The 17,410-nt window shown below is 62.6% G+C and carries 14 protein-coding genes; 8 read left to right on the top strand and 6 right to left on the bottom strand.

Features of this window, described 5'->3' with window-relative positions:
• Positions 1–20: 20 nt before the first annotated feature.
• On the bottom strand, positions 21–947 hold the full coding sequence (locus ACPWMG_RS09100) for a DUF1932 domain-containing protein (protein WP_483304319.1): 927 nt from the start codon (positions 945–947) through the stop codon (positions 21–23).
• Positions 948–1,258: 311 nt separating this feature from the next.
• Here ACPWMG_RS09100 and ACPWMG_RS09095 point away from each other — a divergent pair, with 311 nt between their 5' ends.
• Positions 1,259–2,449, top strand: coding sequence for a LysR family transcriptional regulator (locus ACPWMG_RS09095; RefSeq protein ID WP_483304318.1), 1,191 nt, complete (start codon positions 1,259–1,261; stop codon positions 2,447–2,449).
• 2 nt (positions 2,450–2,451) lie between these two features.
• On the opposite strand, the gene ACPWMG_RS09090 is transcribed toward ACPWMG_RS09095, so the two are convergent.
• Complete coding sequence (locus tag ACPWMG_RS09090; RefSeq protein ID WP_483304317.1) at positions 2,452–3,084, bottom strand: FMN-binding negative transcriptional regulator; 633 nt, start codon at positions 3,082–3,084, stop codon at positions 2,452–2,454.
• Between the two features lie 120 nt (positions 3,085–3,204).
• Between ACPWMG_RS09090 and pdxR the strand changes: the two genes are divergently transcribed.
• The 3 genes from pdxR (at position 3,205) to ACPWMG_RS09075 (ending at position 6,828) form a co-directional block, all read left to right on the top strand.
• Entirely contained in the window at positions 3,205–4,692 is a 1,488-nt protein-coding gene (pdxR, locus tag ACPWMG_RS09085; protein ID WP_483304316.1) for a MocR-like pyridoxine biosynthesis transcription factor PdxR, read from the top strand.
• Positions 4,693–4,719: 27 nt separating this feature from the next.
• Entirely contained in the window at positions 4,720–5,445 is a 726-nt protein-coding gene (locus tag ACPWMG_RS09080) for a sulfite exporter TauE/SafE family protein (RefSeq protein ID WP_483304315.1), read from the top strand.
• A gap of 177 nt (positions 5,446–5,622) precedes the next feature.
• Entirely contained in the window at positions 5,623–6,828 is a 1,206-nt protein-coding gene (locus tag ACPWMG_RS09075; protein WP_483304314.1) for an amino acid aminotransferase, read from the top strand.
• A 140-nt stretch (positions 6,829–6,968) separates the two neighbouring features.
• Here the strand turns inward: ACPWMG_RS09075 and ygiD are convergent, their stop codons facing one another.
• The gene (gene ygiD, locus ACPWMG_RS09070) at positions 6,969–7,850 is read right to left on the bottom strand and encodes a 4,5-DOPA-extradiol-dioxygenase (protein ID WP_483304313.1); all 882 of its coding nucleotides are present in this window, start codon (positions 7,848–7,850) and stop codon (positions 6,969–6,971) included.
• Positions 7,851–8,122: 272 nt separating this feature from the next.
• On the opposite strand from ygiD, the gene ACPWMG_RS09065 reads away from it, so the two are divergent.
• Both ACPWMG_RS09065 and rsxB read left to right on the top strand, forming a co-directional pair.
• Entirely contained in the window at positions 8,123–9,661 is a 1,539-nt protein-coding gene (locus ACPWMG_RS09065; protein WP_483304312.1) for a polyhydroxyalkanoate depolymerase, read from the top strand.
• Positions 9,662–9,676: 15 nt separating this feature from the next.
• Entirely contained in the window at positions 9,677–10,396 is a 720-nt protein-coding gene (gene rsxB / locus ACPWMG_RS09060; protein WP_483304311.1) for an electron transport complex subunit RsxB, read from the top strand.
• 9 nt (positions 10,397–10,405) lie between these two features.
• On the opposite strand, the gene ACPWMG_RS09055 is transcribed toward rsxB, so the two are convergent.
• Entirely contained in the window at positions 10,406–11,884 is a 1,479-nt protein-coding gene (locus tag ACPWMG_RS09055; protein ID WP_483305213.1) for a methyl-accepting chemotaxis protein, read from the bottom strand.
• A gap of 270 nt (positions 11,885–12,154) precedes the next feature.
• On the opposite strand from ACPWMG_RS09055, the gene ACPWMG_RS09050 reads away from it, so the two are divergent.
• Together ACPWMG_RS09050 and ACPWMG_RS09045 are read left to right on the top strand one after the other, a co-directional pair.
• On the top strand, positions 12,155–12,655 hold the full coding sequence (locus ACPWMG_RS09050; protein WP_483304310.1) for a putative pterin-binding protein: 501 nt from the start codon (positions 12,155–12,157) through the stop codon (positions 12,653–12,655).
• Between the two features lie 38 nt (positions 12,656–12,693).
• Positions 12,694–15,831, top strand: coding sequence for a hybrid sensor histidine kinase/response regulator (locus ACPWMG_RS09045; protein WP_483304309.1), 3,138 nt, complete (start codon positions 12,694–12,696; stop codon positions 15,829–15,831).
• On the opposite strand, the gene ACPWMG_RS09040 is transcribed toward ACPWMG_RS09045, so the two are convergent.
• Both ACPWMG_RS09040 and ACPWMG_RS09035 read right to left on the bottom strand, forming a co-directional pair.
• Complete coding sequence (locus ACPWMG_RS09040; RefSeq protein ID WP_483304308.1) at positions 15,828–16,721, bottom strand: polysaccharide deacetylase family protein; 894 nt, start codon at positions 16,719–16,721, stop codon at positions 15,828–15,830. The genes ACPWMG_RS09045 and ACPWMG_RS09040 overlap by 4 nt on opposite strands.
• Complete coding sequence (locus ACPWMG_RS09035; protein WP_483304307.1) at positions 16,718–17,410, bottom strand: amino acid ABC transporter permease; 693 nt, start codon at positions 17,408–17,410, stop codon at positions 16,718–16,720. The genes ACPWMG_RS09040 and ACPWMG_RS09035 overlap by 4 nt, the downstream gene beginning before the upstream one ends.

Genomic DNA, 17,410 nt, shown 5'->3' with positions numbered 1-17,410 from the left:
TTTTTGCCAGCAGAAAAGCGCTACTTCGCTTTGGCAAGAGAGTCGGAATGTGCAATCAGCCGATCCGCATATTCCTGCCACGGCGCTTTGGCCGGGAGGCCGTCAAACAAACCTTCGCGCGCCAGCCCGGCCACCCAGTCTTGCTTTTCGGCAATGGCACTGGCCATCAGTGGCGCAAAGCCGCCTTCTGACACAGTGTTAGCCGCCTCGCGCATTTCTTCGGCACGGCGTTTGCCGTGTTGCATCACGCGGCTGAAGAAGTAGGCGCCTTGGGCATCCCAGTCGATCTGCGGAAAGGTTTCTTTCAACGTGGGCAACACGTGTTCTTCCACGCCATAGCGCCGGGCATTGGTGTAGCTCTCAATCACCAAAGCCTCCAGGCCTTTGATCATGATGCTGCGGCTCATCTTGATGGCCGAGGCCACACCCAGCTTGCTCGACACAACCTTGGCATCCATGCCCCAGTCCTTGAGCTTCGCGGCGAGCGGTTCGGCCTGTGCACCACCCAGCAGCATGGGCACGCGAATGCCATAGGGCGGCACCGAGGTCATGACCCCCGCTTCCACATACTGCGCGCCAGCCGCTTCCAACAGCTTGGCCGCACGTTGCTTGGTGCCGGGAGACGCTGAATTCAGGTCGAGAAACACCGTGCCGGGCCGCACGTGCCGCGCCGCCTCTTCGGCCACGGCCAAAGTGTTGGACGCGGTGACGGCCGAGACCAGCAGGTTGGCGCTGGCGCACAGCGCCGCCATGTCGGCCGCTGCCTGCACACCCGCCTCTTGTGCGGCTGCGCGGGCTTGCGAAGACGAAGCGGCTGAAACAGATGAAGCAACCGCAAACTTCAAGTCCCAAGCGTGCACCGCCTCCACACCTGGCTTGTCGCGCAGGCCCCGGCCAAAAATACCACCGACTTCGCCGAAGCCGATGATGCCCAAAATCGTGTGCATGGTGCTGTCCTTATGCATGAAGAGATTTCAAGAATGCGAAGACTGTTCGAAACGAACCAACGCGTCTCGTACAGCCAAACGTGGCAGACGAATAGACGCCATCGCACGCGGACGGCACTTGTGACCCGGTGTTGGGCTTCATTTTTTGTCTCCTTTGTAAAGCGCGCACAGCTTGCAGAGAAGCATCTCCAGCCCTGCGGCATTTTTTCGACGATTGTGTGGAGTCTGCTGCGCCTGAGGGTTGCGTTATCGCAGCCCCAGCGTTCGAATCCATTGATGATTGGTTTGCAGATACGTGGCACGATGCCGACATGCTGTCACTTCACCATCTCCGCACATTGGGCACCGTGGTTCGCCAGGGCGGCATACGCGCCTCGTCCGATGCGCTGCTGCGCGCAGCCTCTGCGGTCAGCCGCTCCATCGCTTTATTGGAAGAGGCACTGGGCACCACCTTGTTCGAGCGCAAGGGCCGTGGCATGTTGCTCACGCCCACGGGGGAACTCGCGCACAAGCGCTTTTTGCGCATCGAACATGAACTCACCGCCGTCTTGGATGAAGCCGCATCTGCCGGTGCCACGCTGGCGGCCACGGCGGTGGATGCGTTGTTTGACGAGCGGCGCCTGCTTGCCGTCTCGCTGCTGGCCGAGGTGCACCACATGCCCACGGTGGGACGGCAGTTGGAGGTTTCGCAACCGGCCGTGAGCGCAGCGATTGCGCGGGTGGAAAACGCACTCGGGCACAAGCTTTTTCTACGCACCGCACGCGGCTTGATGCCTACCGACCTTGGCGCGCGCTGGGTCTTGCGGTTCGACCGCGCGCTGGCCGAGTTGCGTTACCTCGAAGACGACGTGGCGGCGGCCACGGGCCACATGGCAGGCGCCATCACCGTGGGTTCGCTGCCGCTGGTGCGCACACACGTGTTGCCGCAGGCCATCAGCGCGCTACTGGCCAAACACCCGCACCTGCGTGTGAACTCGCTGGAGAGCCCCTACGAACAACTGTGCGCCGGCCTGTTGAACGGCAAGGTCGATTTCATCGTGGGTGCACTGCGCCCGCTGGCCGACAAAGCCTTGACTAGCGAACCCCTGTTTGCCGACCGGCTGGGTCTGATGGCCGCCGCCAACCACCCGCTGGCGCAGCGCCGCCGCATACGCTTTCAAGACCTACGTGCCTACCCCTGGGTACTGTCACGACCCAGCACACCTTTGCGTGAATCGCTGGCCAAGTTCTTCGAAGCACACGGCGAGGCACCGCCCGTGCCGGCCGTGGAAACCGGCGACCTGGCCCTGGTGCGCGGCCTGCTACTACAGGGGCCGATGCTCACAGTCCTTTCCACCCACCAAATGCGCTACGAGGTGGAGGCCGGCCAACTGCGCATGTTGCCATTGCCCATGGAGGGGCTGCAGCGCCACATTGGCGTGACCACGCGGGCGGGCGCGCACCTGTCGGCAGCGGCGTTGGCGCTGCTCGCAGAAATTCGCCATGCGGCGCCAGCGGCGTGACGTTAGTGCTCGCTCAATGGGCGTTCCATCGCAGATGCCAGCCCCACATTGCCGCGTTCGCGTAGCGCCGCAATCGCCCCTTCGCGGTCACGCATTTCCCGGTTCTGCCCGAGCTTTCGCTTGCCCTCCAGGCGGGTGATGTCGATCTCCACACCGACAATCATCTTGAGCATCTGCTGCAGATAGTCGCGCGGCGCATCGGCCATCTTCCAGGGCGGCGTTTCGGTGGCCTCAAAGCGTCGCGTCAACCGGCCGACGATGCCGAGCAGAAACTTTTCGTCGTCGATCAGCCGCAGTGTGCCGTGGGCGTGCACCACCTCGTAGTTCCAGGTCGGCACCTGGCGGTGCGCTTCGTGTTTGCTGGGGTACCAACTGGGCGAGATGTAGCCCTGCGCGCCGCGAAACACCACCATCACTTCTGGCGCACGCGACAAGTCCGTCCACAAGGGATTCGCCCGCGCAATGTGCGCCACCAGCGTGCCATGGGTTCCGCGTTGGGGGTCGAGCTCAAAAGGGATGTGGTTGGCATCCAAGCCGCTGGCCGAGTGGGTCACGAGTGTGCCCAAGGGGTGCTCTCGAATCACGCGATGGAGTTCATCCATTTGGGTTTCGGCGAAATGCGGCGGGACATACATGGCTGACCTTTGTGGGGAATGTGGTGGCGAGGTGAGGAGACAAAGAGCCGCCACAATCGGCTTGATCTGGCATGATGAAAAGCGCCAATTTTGAAAAAAATGACCAGACCAGTTGCCCTGATGCCCCACCAGCCACCACCTCCCACTCGGGGCCGTGGCCGCGCGCTCTATGAGGAATTCAAGGCGTGCATCCTCGACGGCACCTACGCCGCAGGCTCACACCTTCCCTCCACCCGAGCTTGCAGCGCGGAACGCGGCCTCTCGCGTACCACCGTGTCGGCGGTGTATGAGCAACTGGCTGCCGAGGGGTTCATTGAAACCCAGCCCGGGGCCCACAGCCGGGTTGCCTCTGGCGCGAAGGCACCCCAAACCGCCAAAGCAACCAAGCCACGCGCACACCGCCCAAGCGCTACGCCCCGCCTCTCCAGCGTGGGGGGCCGCATCGCTGACTTGGCACTGCCGCCTGTAGAAGCGCCGCTCTCTAGCCACATCGACTTTCTTTACGGCCCGCTGTCTGGCCGCGACTTCCCCACGCTGGCCTGGCGCAAGGCCGCACGCCAGGTGGAACACGAGCGCCCGGCACGGCTGGCATACGACGACCCACGCGGCGACGCGGGCCTGCGCCGTGCGCTGCAAAGCTATCTGGCACGCGCCAGGGGGCTGACGTGCGAAGTGGATCAACTCATCATCGTCAATGGCTCGCAGCAAGCCGTCGACCTGTGCGCCCGTTTACTGGTCGACGTGGGCGACACCGTGGTGGTGGAGAACCCCGGCTACCGCATGGCCCACCACGCGTTCGAGGTGCTGGGCGCCCACCTACAAGGCATTGGTGTGGATGCACACGGTTTGCAAACCGATGACCTTGCCAGCGTTGCGGCAGCGCGGCTGGTCTATGTCACGCCCACACACCAGTATCCGCTGGGCGCGTTCTTGCCCGTTGGGCGGCGCCACGCGTTGCTGCAGTGGGCGGCCCGGCAGCAGGCCTGGATTTTGGAAGACGACTACGACAGCGAGTACCGCTACGCCGTGCGCCCCGAAGCCACGCTGCAGTCGCTCGACACCCAAGGCTGCGTGATCTACGTGGGCACCTTTTCCAAAACCCTGTCGCCGCAGTTGCGCCTGGGCTACATGGTCTTGCCGCCGGCGCTGGCTGCCACGTTCGCCACGGCCAAACGGCTGATCGACCGGCACGTGGCTTCCCACCCGCAACGCACTCTGGCGCGGTTGCTGGAGAGCGGCGCGTACGAGCGCCACGTGCGCCGTGTGCGGCGGCTGCAGCAAACCCGGCGCGACACTTTGGTGGCCGCATTGGAGCGGCATCTGTTCACCCAAGTCACGGTGCTGGGTGCGGCCAGCGGTCTGCACTTGGTGGTGCAGTTCAACCAAGTGCACAGCACGCGCGAAGCGGCTCTGGTCGCAGCGGCCCGCGCTGAAAAGGTGTTGGTCTACCCGCTCGCGCCGCTTTATCTGCCGCAGGCACAACCGGCGCCTAACAGTCGCCCGGCAGCGCTGGTGTTGGGCTACTCGACGCTAACGCCGGAGCAAATTGAACTGGGCGTTAAAAGGCTGGCAGTGGCACTCAAGCGCATGGCACATGTAGCCCGCTAAGCTGCAATAGAAACAAAAGGGGGCGAAATGCTGGCGGGATATTTTTTGGTGCTCATCGTGGGCTTGGCGGCGGGCGCGATCAGCGGGGTGATTGGCACCGGTTCTTCGGTGATGTTGCTGCCGGTCTTGGTGCACGCATTCGGGCCGAAACAAGCGGTGCCCATCATGGCGGTGGCAGCGGTGGTGGGCAACGCCGGGCGTGTGTGGGCATGGTGGCGCGAAGTGGACTGGCGCGCCGTCTGTGCCTACGCGCTGCCGGGTGCGCCGGCTGCGGCACTCGGGGCCAGAACACTGTGGGCCATGCCGGCGCACGCGGTAGACATCGCACTTGGGCTGTTTTTTGTGCTGGTGGTGCCCGCTCGCCACTTTCTGCAACGGCGCCAATGGCGCTTGAATCTTTGGCAACTGGCGCTTGCCGGTTCCGTCATTGGCTACTTGACGGGCGTGGTGCTGTCTACCGGGCCGCTCAGCGTGCCGGCGTTCTCGGCTTATGGTTTGGTGAAAGGCGCCTTTCTCGCTACCGAGGCCGCGAGTGCCTTGGCGCTGTATGTGAGCAAGGCGCTGATGTTTTCATCTCTGGGCGCGTTGCCGTTTGACTTGGTGTTGAAGGGCTTGCTAGTGGGTGCCGCGTTGACCGTGGGCACCTTCGTCGGCAAAGCCTTTGTGTTGCGGCTGCCCGCAAAAATGTTCGAGCGCTTGCTGGACGGGATGCTGCTGCTCTCTGGCCTGGCATTGCTCTCCGCAGCGCTGTAAACCCAGGCCCGTCGACTCAGTGCATAGCGCCAGCAGCACCACAGAGGAGCTTTACCAACGTTGCCATCAAGGCCAGCCGAAGGCGTTGCACCACCTCGGCTAAAATTTCGGGCCGCTTGCACCACCTGCGTGCGCCGGCCCTCTTCACTTCACACGACCAACCGCTTAGGACTCCTCATGTCTTTGTTCACCGCCGTCGAAATGGCGCCCCGCGACCCGATTCTGGGACTCAACGAACAATTTGCCGCTGACACCAACCCAGACAAAGTCAACTTGGGCGTGGGCGTGTACTTCGACGACAACGGCAAGCTGCCCCTGCTGGATTGCGTGCGCGCCGCTGAAAAGGCCATGCTGGAAAAGCCCACGCCACGTGGCTACCTGCCCATCGACGGCATCGTGGCATACGACAACGCCGTCAAGGCGCTGGTGTTCGGCGCTGACTCCGAGCCCGTGACCTCTGGCCGCGTGGCCACCGTGCAAGCCGTGGGCGGCACCGGCGGCCTGAAGGTCGGCGCCGACTTCCTGAAGAAAGTCAACCCCAACGCCAAGGTGCTGATTTCGGACCCTAGCTGGGAAAACCACCGCGCGCTGTTCACCAACGCCGGTTTTGTGGTCGAAAACTACGCCTACTACGACGCAGCCAAGCGCGGCGTGAACTTCGACGGCATGTTGGCCAGCCTGACGGCCAGCGAAGCCGGCACCATCGTGGTGCTGCACGCCTGCTGCCATAACCCCACCGGCTACGACATCACGGCCGACCAGTGGGATCAGGTCATCGCCGTCGTCAAGGCGAAGAACCTCACGCCTTTCCTCGACATGGCTTACCAAGGCTTTGGCCACGGCATCACCGAAGACGGCGCCGTGATCGCCAAGTTTGTGGCCTCTGGCCTGCAGTTCTTTGTGTCGACCTCGTTCTCCAAGAGCTTCAGCCTGTACGGCGAGCGCGTGGGTGCGCTGTCGGTGCTGTGCGCCGACAAGGATGAGACCGCCCGCGTGTTGAGCCAACTGAAGATCGCCATCCGCACCAACTACTCCAACCCACCGATCCACGGTGGCGCGGTGGTGGCCGCCGTGCTGGGCAACCCCGAGTTGCGCGCGCTGTGGGAGAAGGAACTGGGCGAGATGCGCGTGCGCATCAAGCAAATGCGCCAGGCGCTGGTCGACGGCTTGAAGGCCGCCGGCGTGCAACGCGACATGAGCTTCATCACCAGCCAGATCGGCATGTTCAGCTACTCCGGCCTGACCAAAGACCAAATGGTGCGCCTGCGCGCCGAGTTTGGCGTGTACGGCACCGACACCGGCCGCATGTGTGTGGCCGCGCTGAACAGCAAGAACATCGGCCACGTGTGTGCGTCGATCGCCAAGGTGCTGGAAACGAGCTAATCGTCTCCCCATCTAGCTAAAAAGGCCTGCCCGGGCAACCTGGGCAGGCCTTTTTTGCATTTACGGAAATTTAAGGAAAACAAGCTGTTTGCGCTTATCAGACAAGCGCAAACAGCTTCTCTATTGATAGCAAAACGCCCTCAACCCCAGACCACCGAACGCATCGAAATCGAGCCCGCTTGAAACGCTTCGTTGAAAAAGCGCGGCGTCTCACCTGCATCCACCGCACCCGCCGCATACAGCAAAGGCAAGTAGTGGTCGTAGGTGGGGTGGGCCATACGCGCCACTTGGCCCAAGGATTGAAAGTCGGCCAAGTCCTCTAGCTGGCCCTGCCGGATTTGGCCGGCTATCGTTTGGTCAAACTCCTGGCTCCACTCATAGGTTTGGTTGTCGCCCGCGTGCCGCATGATGGCGCGCAGGTTGTGCACGATGTTGCCGCTGCCCACAATCAACACACCACGCTCGCGCAACGCGCGCAGCTGCTGGCCGAGTTGAAAGTGCTCGATCGGCGGGCGGTTGTAGTCCATGCTTAGCTGCAGCACCGGAATCTTCGCGGCAGGAAACATCGGCTGCAGGATGGACCAGGTGCCGTGGTCAAAACCCCATTCACTGGCATCCACGCCCAGGCGGCCGCGTGTATCGGGGGCCGTCAATTGCGCCGCCAGCACCTCGGCTACGCCCGGCGCGCCGGGCGCGGGGTATTGCTGGTCGAACAAGGCTTGTGGAAAGCCGCCAAAGTCGTGAATCGTCTTCGGCTTGGCCATGCCGGTGAGCCACCACCCACGCGTGATCCAGTGCGCGGAGATGCACAAAATCAGTTGCGGCATCGGCAGGCTGTCGCCAAACGCGCTGCCCAGGGCCTCCCAACTGCGCCGAAAACGGTTGTCTTCGATGGCGTTCATGGGGCTGCCGTGGCCGATGAACATCACCGGCATACGCGGCGATGGCTGCAAAAAATCAAACTGGGCGCTGCTGCTGGAAAGAGCCGCAGGCATGGAAGAAACTGACGTCGAAATCGGCATACAAGTGGGCTCCGTGGGGCGACAAATCACCCCAAGGCAACAACCAGTTGCATGGGTGCGGAAGACGGCAGACGGTGCATCGGGCTTGGCCCCGCGCTGCATTCAACCGGCTATTTGCGCAAAATAGCACAAATTCTATTTAACACTGTTTAATGCCATGGGCATAACGCACAAAATCCATGCACCGTGCGCCATCTTGGTGATACCCACATCACGCACATCATCTGCAACTGCTATATTGCACTGCAACATTTCACTGCCCCGAGCGCCCCATGCTGTACCAAATCTACGAAAACCAACGCGCCCTGATGGAACCCTTTGCAGACTTTGCACTGGCCGCCTCCAAGCTGTACAGCAGTGCCGCTGCACCACTGGGCAAAAACAGCCTGACCAACCGCATCTCCGCCGGGTACGACCTGCTCTACCGCCTGGGCAAAGACTACGAAAAACCAGAGTTCGGCCTGAAAACCATTGAAGTTGGCGGCACAGACGTCGCCATTCACGAACGTGTAGAGATCGACAAGCCGTTTTGCGAGTTGCGCCGCTTCAAGCGTTTCACCGATAACGTGCAAACGCTCTCCAAGATCAAGGGCCAGCCAGCGGTATTGATCGTGGCGCCGCTCTCCGGCCACTACGCCACGCTGCTGCGCGACACCGTCAAGTCCATGTTGAAGGACCACAAGGTCTACATCACCGACTGGAAGAACGCGCGCCTAGTGCCCTTGTCGGAAGGCGAGTTCCACCTCGACGACTACGTGAACTACGTGCAAGAGTTCATTCGCCACATCCAGGCGGCTTACGGCCACTGTCACGTCATCAGCGTGTGCCAGCCCACGGTGCCGGTGCTGGCCGCCGTGTCGTTGATGGCCTCGCGCGGCGAAACACTGCCGTTGTCGATGACCATGATGGGCGGCCCGATCGACGCGCGCAAGTCGCCCACTGCCGTCAACAACCTGGCCATGAACAAGAGCTACGAGTGGTTTGAAAACAATGTGATCTACCGCGTACCCGCCAGCTTTCCCGGCGCTGGCCGCCGCGTGTACCCTGGTTTCCTGCAGCACACCGGCTTCGTGGCCATGAACCCCGAGCACCACGCCAAGAGCCACTACGACTACTTCAAAGACTTGCTCAAGGGCGACGACGTCAGCGCTGAAGTGCACCGCAAGTTCTACGACGAGTACAACGCCGTGCTCGACATGGACGCCGACTACTACCTGGAAACCATCGCCACCGTTTTCCAGGACTTCAAGCTGGTCAACGGCACCTGGCAGGTGAAGAGTCCTGATGGCGCCTTGGAACTGGTGCGCCCGCAAGACATCACCCACTGCGCGCTGCTCACCGTCGAAGGTGAATTGGACGACATTTCCGGCTCGGGCCAGACCAAGGCCGCACACGACCTGTGCACGCAAATCCCGGCCGACCAACAACAGCACTTTGAAGTCAAAGGTGCAGGCCACTACGGTATTTTCAGCGGCCGCCGCTGGCGCGAAATTGTGTATCCGACGGTGAAAGACTTCATCCTCGCACACTCCTCCAAAACAGCAACCGCACCTGCAGCCAAGCCTGCGGCGGCAGCCACACAGCGCAGCACCAGCGCGGCGAAATCTGCAAGCGCTGAAAAAGCCGTCGCAGCCGTCGCACCGCGGCAAAAAGCGCTGCCGCTGGAAACGTCCGAGCGCGCCCAGGCATCGGCGGCCAAGCCCAGCCGAACGGCAAAGCCCAAGGCCGCTACGCCCGCTGCCAAACCAAGCCCACGCGCGACCGCATCTGCATCCGCCAAAAGCGCCGCACGCAAAACGCCCAAGGCCTAAGCTGCCGGAGACTGTGTGACTGAGCTTCTGCTGGAATCTGCCGCACCTTCAGTGTCGGCTCTGGCCGCGCGTATTGACCAAGCCCTGCCGCAAACCCAATGCACCCGTTGCGGCTACCCCGACTGCAGCGCCTACGCGCAAGCCGTAGCCGTGGGCGAGGCCAACATCAACCAATGCCCCCCCGGCGGTGCCGAAGGTGTAGAGCGTTTAGCGCAGATCACTGGCCGCGCCGTGTTGCCGCTAGACCCCACGCACGGGCTGGAGCAGCCACGCACACTGGCGGTGATTGACGAAGACTGGTGTATCGGCTGCACCTTGTGCATCAAAGCCTGCCCCACCGACGCCATTCTGGGCAGCAACAAGTTCATGCACACGGTGATTGCGCCGCATTGCACGGGCTGCGAGTTGTGCCTGCCGGTGTGCCCGGTGGATTGCATCAGCCTGGAAAACGTCACCGGCTCATTAACCGGCTGGGCAGCCTGGTCAGCAGCCGAAGCGGAGAAAGCCCGCCAACGCTACACACTGCACCAGAAGCGCCAGCCATCAACAGAGCGAGTGCGGGTTCCCGCAACATCTGCAGCATCTGCGGCGCCTTCAATACAAGCTGCCGTGGCAGAAGCGCAGCCCGCTGCCGCTCCCGCAGCGCCGGAACCAGTGGCAGCCATCGCGGACCCCAAACGTGCCGCCATTGAAGCAGCCATGGCACGTGCGCGAGCACGCCGGGCCGGGGCTTAAAGACTTGCGCTAGGCGGCCCGTGCCGCCAGCGTCTTGTACACGCCGCAGCCCAGGTACACATCGTCCACCTTGGCCACAAACGACATCTTGGTTTGCACCGCACCACTCGCCGGGTTGGTAATGTCGTACTCCACCCACCCCGGCTCCTGCTCGCATTGCTCCACGATGGATGAGAGCAAGCGGTTGCCGTCAATCCCGGGAATATCTTGCACCCGGGTGCCGACTTTCGCAGGGTTGCCGCCAAACGCGCGGTAGCGTCCCTCGCTGTCAAGCGCAAACACGTACATGTCCCGGTCATGGAAGCCGCCGTTGGGCTTGGTGATCTGCTGCAAAAAACCATCGCGCGACGTAGCACCGCGCTGCCGCAGCGCACGCTCCACCAAGGCCACCGCTTCTTCGGCCGTACCTTGCTGCAAAGTGAACTTGGCCACCGCTTGCGACAGTGTGGAAGCCCGCCCCTCCAGGTGCACTGCTTGTTCTACCGCACGCTCCACCATCTGCGCATTGCTCTGAGTGATCTGGTCGAGTTGGCGCACCGCTGTAGTGATCTCACTCAGGCCTGAGCTTTGCTCTGCGCTTGAAGTGGAAATCTCGTTCATGTTGGCCGCCACGCCACGAATGCCGGTGGCCATGTGGTGGATATTCTCGCCCGCTGCGCGGATCAGCGCCGCGCCAGTTTCCACTTGGGTAGCCGATGTTTTGATCAGGTCGCGGATTTCGCGCGCCGACTCGCCCGAGCGTTGCGCCAGCATGCGCACCTCAGACGCCACCACCGCAAAGCCGCGCCCTTGCTCCCCGGCCCGCGCGGCTTCCACCGCAGCATTCAGCGCCAGGATGTTGGTCTGAAACGCAATGCCGTCAATCACGCCGACGATTTCGCCCATGCGCCGCGCGCTGTCTTGAATGGCTTCCACCGAGGCCACTGCGCGGGTCATCGCGCCCGCGCTGGCCTCTGCGGCCTGGCGCACCTCATCGGCACGCCGGTCGGCCGATACCGCCGTGGTGGCGTTCTGCTGCACGGTAGAGGCCAGTTGCTCGACGCTGGCGGCGGTCTGTTCCAGGTTGGCGGCTTGTTGCTCGGTACGGTCCGATAGATCGCGGTTACCCGCCGCCAGGCTTTTGCCGGCGTGCGCCACCAGTGCGGCATTGCTGCGAATATCAGCCACCATGCCCGAGAGGGTGAGCACCATGTTGTCGAGCGAGCGCGCCATATCGGCCAACTCGTCGCGGCCGCGCACTGTTGCATTGGCTCGCAAATTACCTAGCGTCGCCTCGCGCATGACGGCGCTTAAACCACGAAAATCAGCCGTGAAGCTTGCGTAAAAAGACCACAGCAGGTACAAGATCAAGGCAGCGACGAGCATGAGCAACGCGTGGATCCAGGCTTGGTTTTCGATCGCAGTTGACCCCCATATGGCACAACCCAACAGCACTAAAACGCCCAATGCCAAGACCATGAACTTGCCTTGCAGCCGCAGTCGACGCATTAACCACCGCCCAGGCGAAAGACCATCCGTTTCACGCATGTACTTGTCTCCTCTCGTTGTTTTTCGTGGTGCGTTTTTGACACGCCACCCTCTGACACATTGTGGCATGCAACAATTTGTGTCAATGACAGTTACGAGACAGCAGCCCACCGGAGCGCACCCCATTCTTTTCTTTGGGGACCACGCTCCCTGAGGCCCCGCTGCCGTCCCCCATTGTTTACAGGAGCCAAGACCACCATGCACAGCCTCGCCTCTTTTCTACATCCTGTTGTGCGCACAGCCCTCGCGGTGGCCACAGGCTTGTGCCTGCTCACTGTTGCCCATACGGCGCAGGCACTGGACAAACCCACCGGACGTGTGATCCTCACCATTCAAGGGGACGTGCGCAGTCCCAACCAGGGCGATCGCGCCACGTTTGACATGGCGATGCTGGAAAAACTCCCCCAGCGCACCTTTACCGTGCAAACGCCGTGGTATCCCACGCCCGTCACCTTCACTGGCCCGTTGCTGCGCGACATCCTGAGCGCCGCTGGTGCCAACGGCAGCAAGATCGTGGCCGAAGCCCTGAACGACTACAAGACAGACATTCCGCTGAACGACGCCGTGCGTTACGACGTGATCGTCGCCCGGCTGATGAACGAGAAGCCCATGCCGGTTCGCGAAAAAGGCCCACTGTTCATCGTCTATCCGTTTGACAGCTCACCCGAGTTACGCGCCGAGATTTACTACAACCGTTCGGCCTGGCAACTGAAATCGCTCACCGTTCGCTAGCCCGCCGCCCCACGCCACGCCAGGAATCCGCCTGCCCCATGCGACAGACCATCAGCAAATATCTCCTGCGCTTCATTGTGGCCGGGCTGTTGTTGGTTTATGCCGCCATTGGGCTCATCCAGTACCGGCAGGTGCAAAGCATCGAAGACATCATGCGGCTGGGCGATGTCAACGCACTATGGACGTTTTTGCAGCTCGACATCGAAGTCCAGCGCCTTGACAGCGCGCTCGCAGACTTTCAAACCGAGCCCACCGCCGACCGCCTGGGTGACATGCAGTTGCGTTATGACATCTTCGTCAGCCGCATCGGCACCGTCGAACAAGGCACGCCCAAACGTCTGATGGACGATGAGCCGTCCTACCACGACACCGTGGACCTGCTGCACCAGTTGATCGACCGAGGGGACAAACTCATGGCCCCGATTGCCCACCTCGGGCAGGCCGGCAACAACCTGAAAGAGCTGCGCGCCGCGCTGGGCGATGTCCGCGGCCCGGTGCACGACCTCACCACGCTCTCGGTGCAAGTGTCTTCCACACTGGCAGATGATCGCGCGCGTGCCGTGCGAACTCAGATTCTGCGCACCGCAGGGTTGATGATCTTCCTGGCCATCTTGACCGTCTTGCTGGCCTGGGCCATGGTGCGCGAATTTCGCAAACGCGAAACCGCCAAGGCCAGCGCCATCGTGGCACAAAACCATCTGGTGCAGCAACTCAAGCGCAGTGAAGAGCAGCTTGAAGCGCGCGTAGAAGAACGCACCCATGCGCTGCAAACCGCCGTAGAAGCACTGCGCGACAACGAAGCCGAACTGCTGCTCGCGCGCGCCAAGGCCGAAGATGCCTCGCGCATGAAGTCCAGCTTCCTGGCCAACATGAGCCACGAAATCCGCACGCCCATGAACGCCATCATCGGCATGAGCCACCTGGTCATGTCGACCGCACTGAATCCGCAGCAGCGCGATTACGTCAGCAAAATCCAGCGGGCGTGCCAACACCTGCTGGGGCTGATCAACGACATCCTCGACTTCAGCAAAATCGAGGCGGACCGCTTGCAGTTGGAGGTCATCGATTTCGAACTGCGCAGCGTGCTCGACCACGTGGCCGACCTGATTGGCGAGAAATGCCAGCAAAAAGGCCTGGAGCTGATTTTCGACATCGACCCCTCCTTGCCCGACCATTTGCGCGGTGACCCGCTTCGCCTGGGCCAGATCCTCATCAACTACGCCAACAACGCGGTCAAGTTCACCGAGCAAGGTGAAATTCTGGTGCGGGCCTTGGCCATCAAGACCCAGAGCGACAACGTCACCGTGCGCTTTGAAGTGCGCGATACCGGCATCGGTTTGAGTCCCGATCAACAAACCGGGTTGTTTCAGTCTTTCCAGCAAGCCGACACGTCCACTACCCGCAAATATGGCGGCACCGGGCTGGGCCTGGCCATCGCCAAAAAACTCGCGGTGCTGATGGGTGGAAACGTCGGCCTCAGCAGTGTCGAAGGCTCTGGCAGCACCTTCTGGTTTACCGCACAACTCGCACCGGGCAAACCCAGCGTGGGCAGCGCCCAACAGCCGACCACACGCTTGCGCGACTGCCGCGCACTGGTGGCAGATGACAGCGCCGCCGCGCGGCAGGTATTGGTAGCCATGCTGCACCAGTTGGGCGTGGATGTCACCGAAGCTACCACCGGCACTGAAGCACTGGCCAAGGCCCAGGCCGCAGAAGGACAAAGCCGGCCGTTCATGCTGGCGTTTGTCGACAGCAAAATGCCCGGCCTGGATGGCGCCCAAACAGCCGCAGGACTGGCCCGCCTGGCACATCCGCCACGCACCATCCTGCTCACCATGCATCCGCACGAGACCACGCCCGCCAGCGTCGCGCAGCGCCTTGCAAAACCCGTGCGCCCCACGCAATTGCTGCACACCATCTGGGCCGTCACGGGCAACGGCACCTACGGGGCCGCACATGGCACCACATCGCCCACCCCCATGCAAGCCGGCAGCATCACCAGCCTGGACATCTCACGTATCCGAGGCGCACGCATTCTGCTGGTAGACGACAACGAACTCAACCAACAAGTCGGCCGCGAACTGCTGGAGGCCGCTGCGCTGCAGGTGGATGTGGCCGTCAACGGGCAAGATGCACTCAACCAGTTGGCGCAGGGCTCCTACGACCTGGTGTTGATGGACATGCAGATGCCCGTGATGGACGGCCTGACCGCCACGCGCCGCATCCGCGAAAACGCCAATTGGGCGCGCCTGCCGGTGCTGGCCATGACAGCCAACACCATGCGCGGTGACCGCGAGCGCTGCCTGGCCGCCGGCATGAACAGCCACATCGCCAAGCCCATTGAGCCCGACGATTTTTTTGGTCAACTGCTGCGCTGGTTGCCCGAAGACCGCTTCGGCGCCAACGCCGTCAAAAACATGGCGACTGACGCCACCCCGCGCCCGCTGTATGCGCCTTTGGGCAGCGAAAGCAACTACAGCGCGCCAGTGGCGCCCCCGCTGGATGCGCCACTGGCCGAACGTTCTCCAGACGACCAAGCCGCCATCACGGCCCGCCTGCTGCGCATCCCCGAGCTCGACGCGGCATCCGGCCAACGCCGCGTGCTGAACCGTCCCGACATCTACGAGTCGCTGTTGCGCAAATTCATTGTGGGCCAGCGCGCGGTGGTAGAGCGCACACGGGTCATGCTGCGTGAAGGCCATCTGGTCGAAGCGGAGCGGGCCATCCACACGCTGAAGAGCACCGCCGCCACCATCGGTGCGGATGCGCTGGCCTCGCTTGCCGCCTCCACCGAACTCGCCCTGCGCGAAGAGAACAGCCTCCCGGCCCAGACGCTGGAGGAAACACTGCTGCAGCCGCTCGACAATCAACTGCAGCAGATGGTGGCCGCCATCGCCCGCGCCCTGCCGCCCTTGCCACAAGCCACGCATCACGCGGCAGATGACACGACGCCCTACCCTGCTACGGCAGATGACATCACCTTCCAGCGCGCCATTACCCGCCTGGAAATGCTGCTGTCTGAAGACGACGCCGAAGCGCTGGAGCTGTTCACCGAAGCAGCGCCCCTGTTGCGTCAGCGCCTGGGCGCGCATTACGACGAAATGGCACGCTATCTGCAAGCTTACCGCCTGGGTGATGCGCTCGCTGCGCTGCGCAGCGCAGCGGTGCATAGTTAAGCAAGCTTCGGCTGCAGCGCTTGGAAGATGGCGCCGGGCTGCGTGAACCACACCGCCTCGCTGTGGGCCTGCATGTGTTCAAGGAACCGCGTCAGCTGTCGCAAGCGAAACGGCGCACCCGAGATGAACGAGTGCAGCACCACGCTCATCACCAGCGGCTTTTCTTGCGATGCCTCCAACAGTTCATCAAACTCGTCGATCAGCATGTCGGCAAACTCCGCCGCGCCCACCTGGCGGCCGATGATGGAGGTGCTGTCATTCAGCTCCAGCGCATAGGGCATGGCCAGCAGTGGCGCTGATCGGGTGTTGAGCCACACCGGCACATCGTCCAGCCGCATGTCCATCACAAAGCGGTAGCCGCATTCGCCCAACAAATCCAGTGTGTGCGGCGTTTGTGTGAGCCACGGGCTTGACCAGCCTAGCGGCGCTTGCCCTTCTTGCGCAGCAATGCGAGCCGAAACCTGCGCTAAGTACGCTTGCTCTTGCGCCGGGTCCATGCCCTCCAGCGAATCGGAGTTGGCAATGCCGTGGCCGATGAATTCAGCCTTCAGCTCGCGCGCCAGCGCAATGAGTTGCGGAGCCGACTCGTACACCGCCGTGTTCAGCAGCACCGTGGGGGGAACACCAAAACGCGCCAGCCGCTGCAGCAAACGCATGGCGCCCACCCGGTTGCCGTAGTCGCGCCAACTGGTGTTGACCATGTCGGGCGCGGCCACGCCGGGCATCAGGTCTTCGGTCTTGCCGTGGCCGAAGGCGTATTCCTCCACCCCCACGGCCACATACACCGCCAAGCGTTTACCGCCGGGCCAGGCGACGCCGGGGGACGCGGTGGCAGAAGCCGCGTCGTACCGGCCGTGTGTCTTCAGTGCCTTCACTGCGGGCGCGGTCATACGCCCACATCCATCAAAGTGCGGCGCGCTTCAGAGCGGGCGCCCGAGCCCTTGCGTTGCTCCAGCCAACGCACCAGGTTCGACAGGCTGAGGTTGATGGCCAGGTAGAACAGCGCCACCACGGTGTAGATTTCCAGCGGCGCAAACGTGACCGACACCGCAATCTGCCCCGAGCGCAGCAGCTCGGCGATGGAGATGGTGGAGATCAACGAGGTGGACTTGACCAGGCTGATCATCTCGTTGGCCAGCGGCGGCAGCACCAGCGTGGCGGCCTGCGGTAATTCAATGCGCCACAGCGTTTGCCGGTAGCTCATGCCCAGCGAGCGCGCGGCCTGCACATGGGCGCGCGGCACTGCCTCAAAGCCGGCGCGAAAGATCTCGGCCAGGTAGGCGCCGGCATTGATGCCCAAGCCCAAAATGCCCGCCGTACCGGCCGACATCTTGATCCCCAGCGGCGGCAATGCGTAGTAGAGAATGAACAGTTGCAGCAGCAGCGGCGTGCCGCGAATGAAGTCCACATACGCGCGCACCAGCCAGTGCAAGAAGCGCAGGCGCGACAAGCCCAGCACAGCCGCGCACACGCCAATCACCAGGCCCAAAGCCAGCCCGCCCAAGGTGTAGAGCACGGTGACCCACAGGCCGTGCAGCAGGTCGGGCATGTAGGTGAGGATCAGTTGAAGATCAAACAT

The sequence above is a fragment of the Hydrophilobacter chitinilyticus genome (genome assembly GCF_049860745.1).
Classification (GTDB): domain Bacteria; phylum Pseudomonadota; class Gammaproteobacteria; order Burkholderiales; family Burkholderiaceae_C; genus Rhodoferax_B.
Note: the sequence above shows the minus strand (reverse complement) of the source record. Positions and strands in the feature narration are given on the sequence as shown.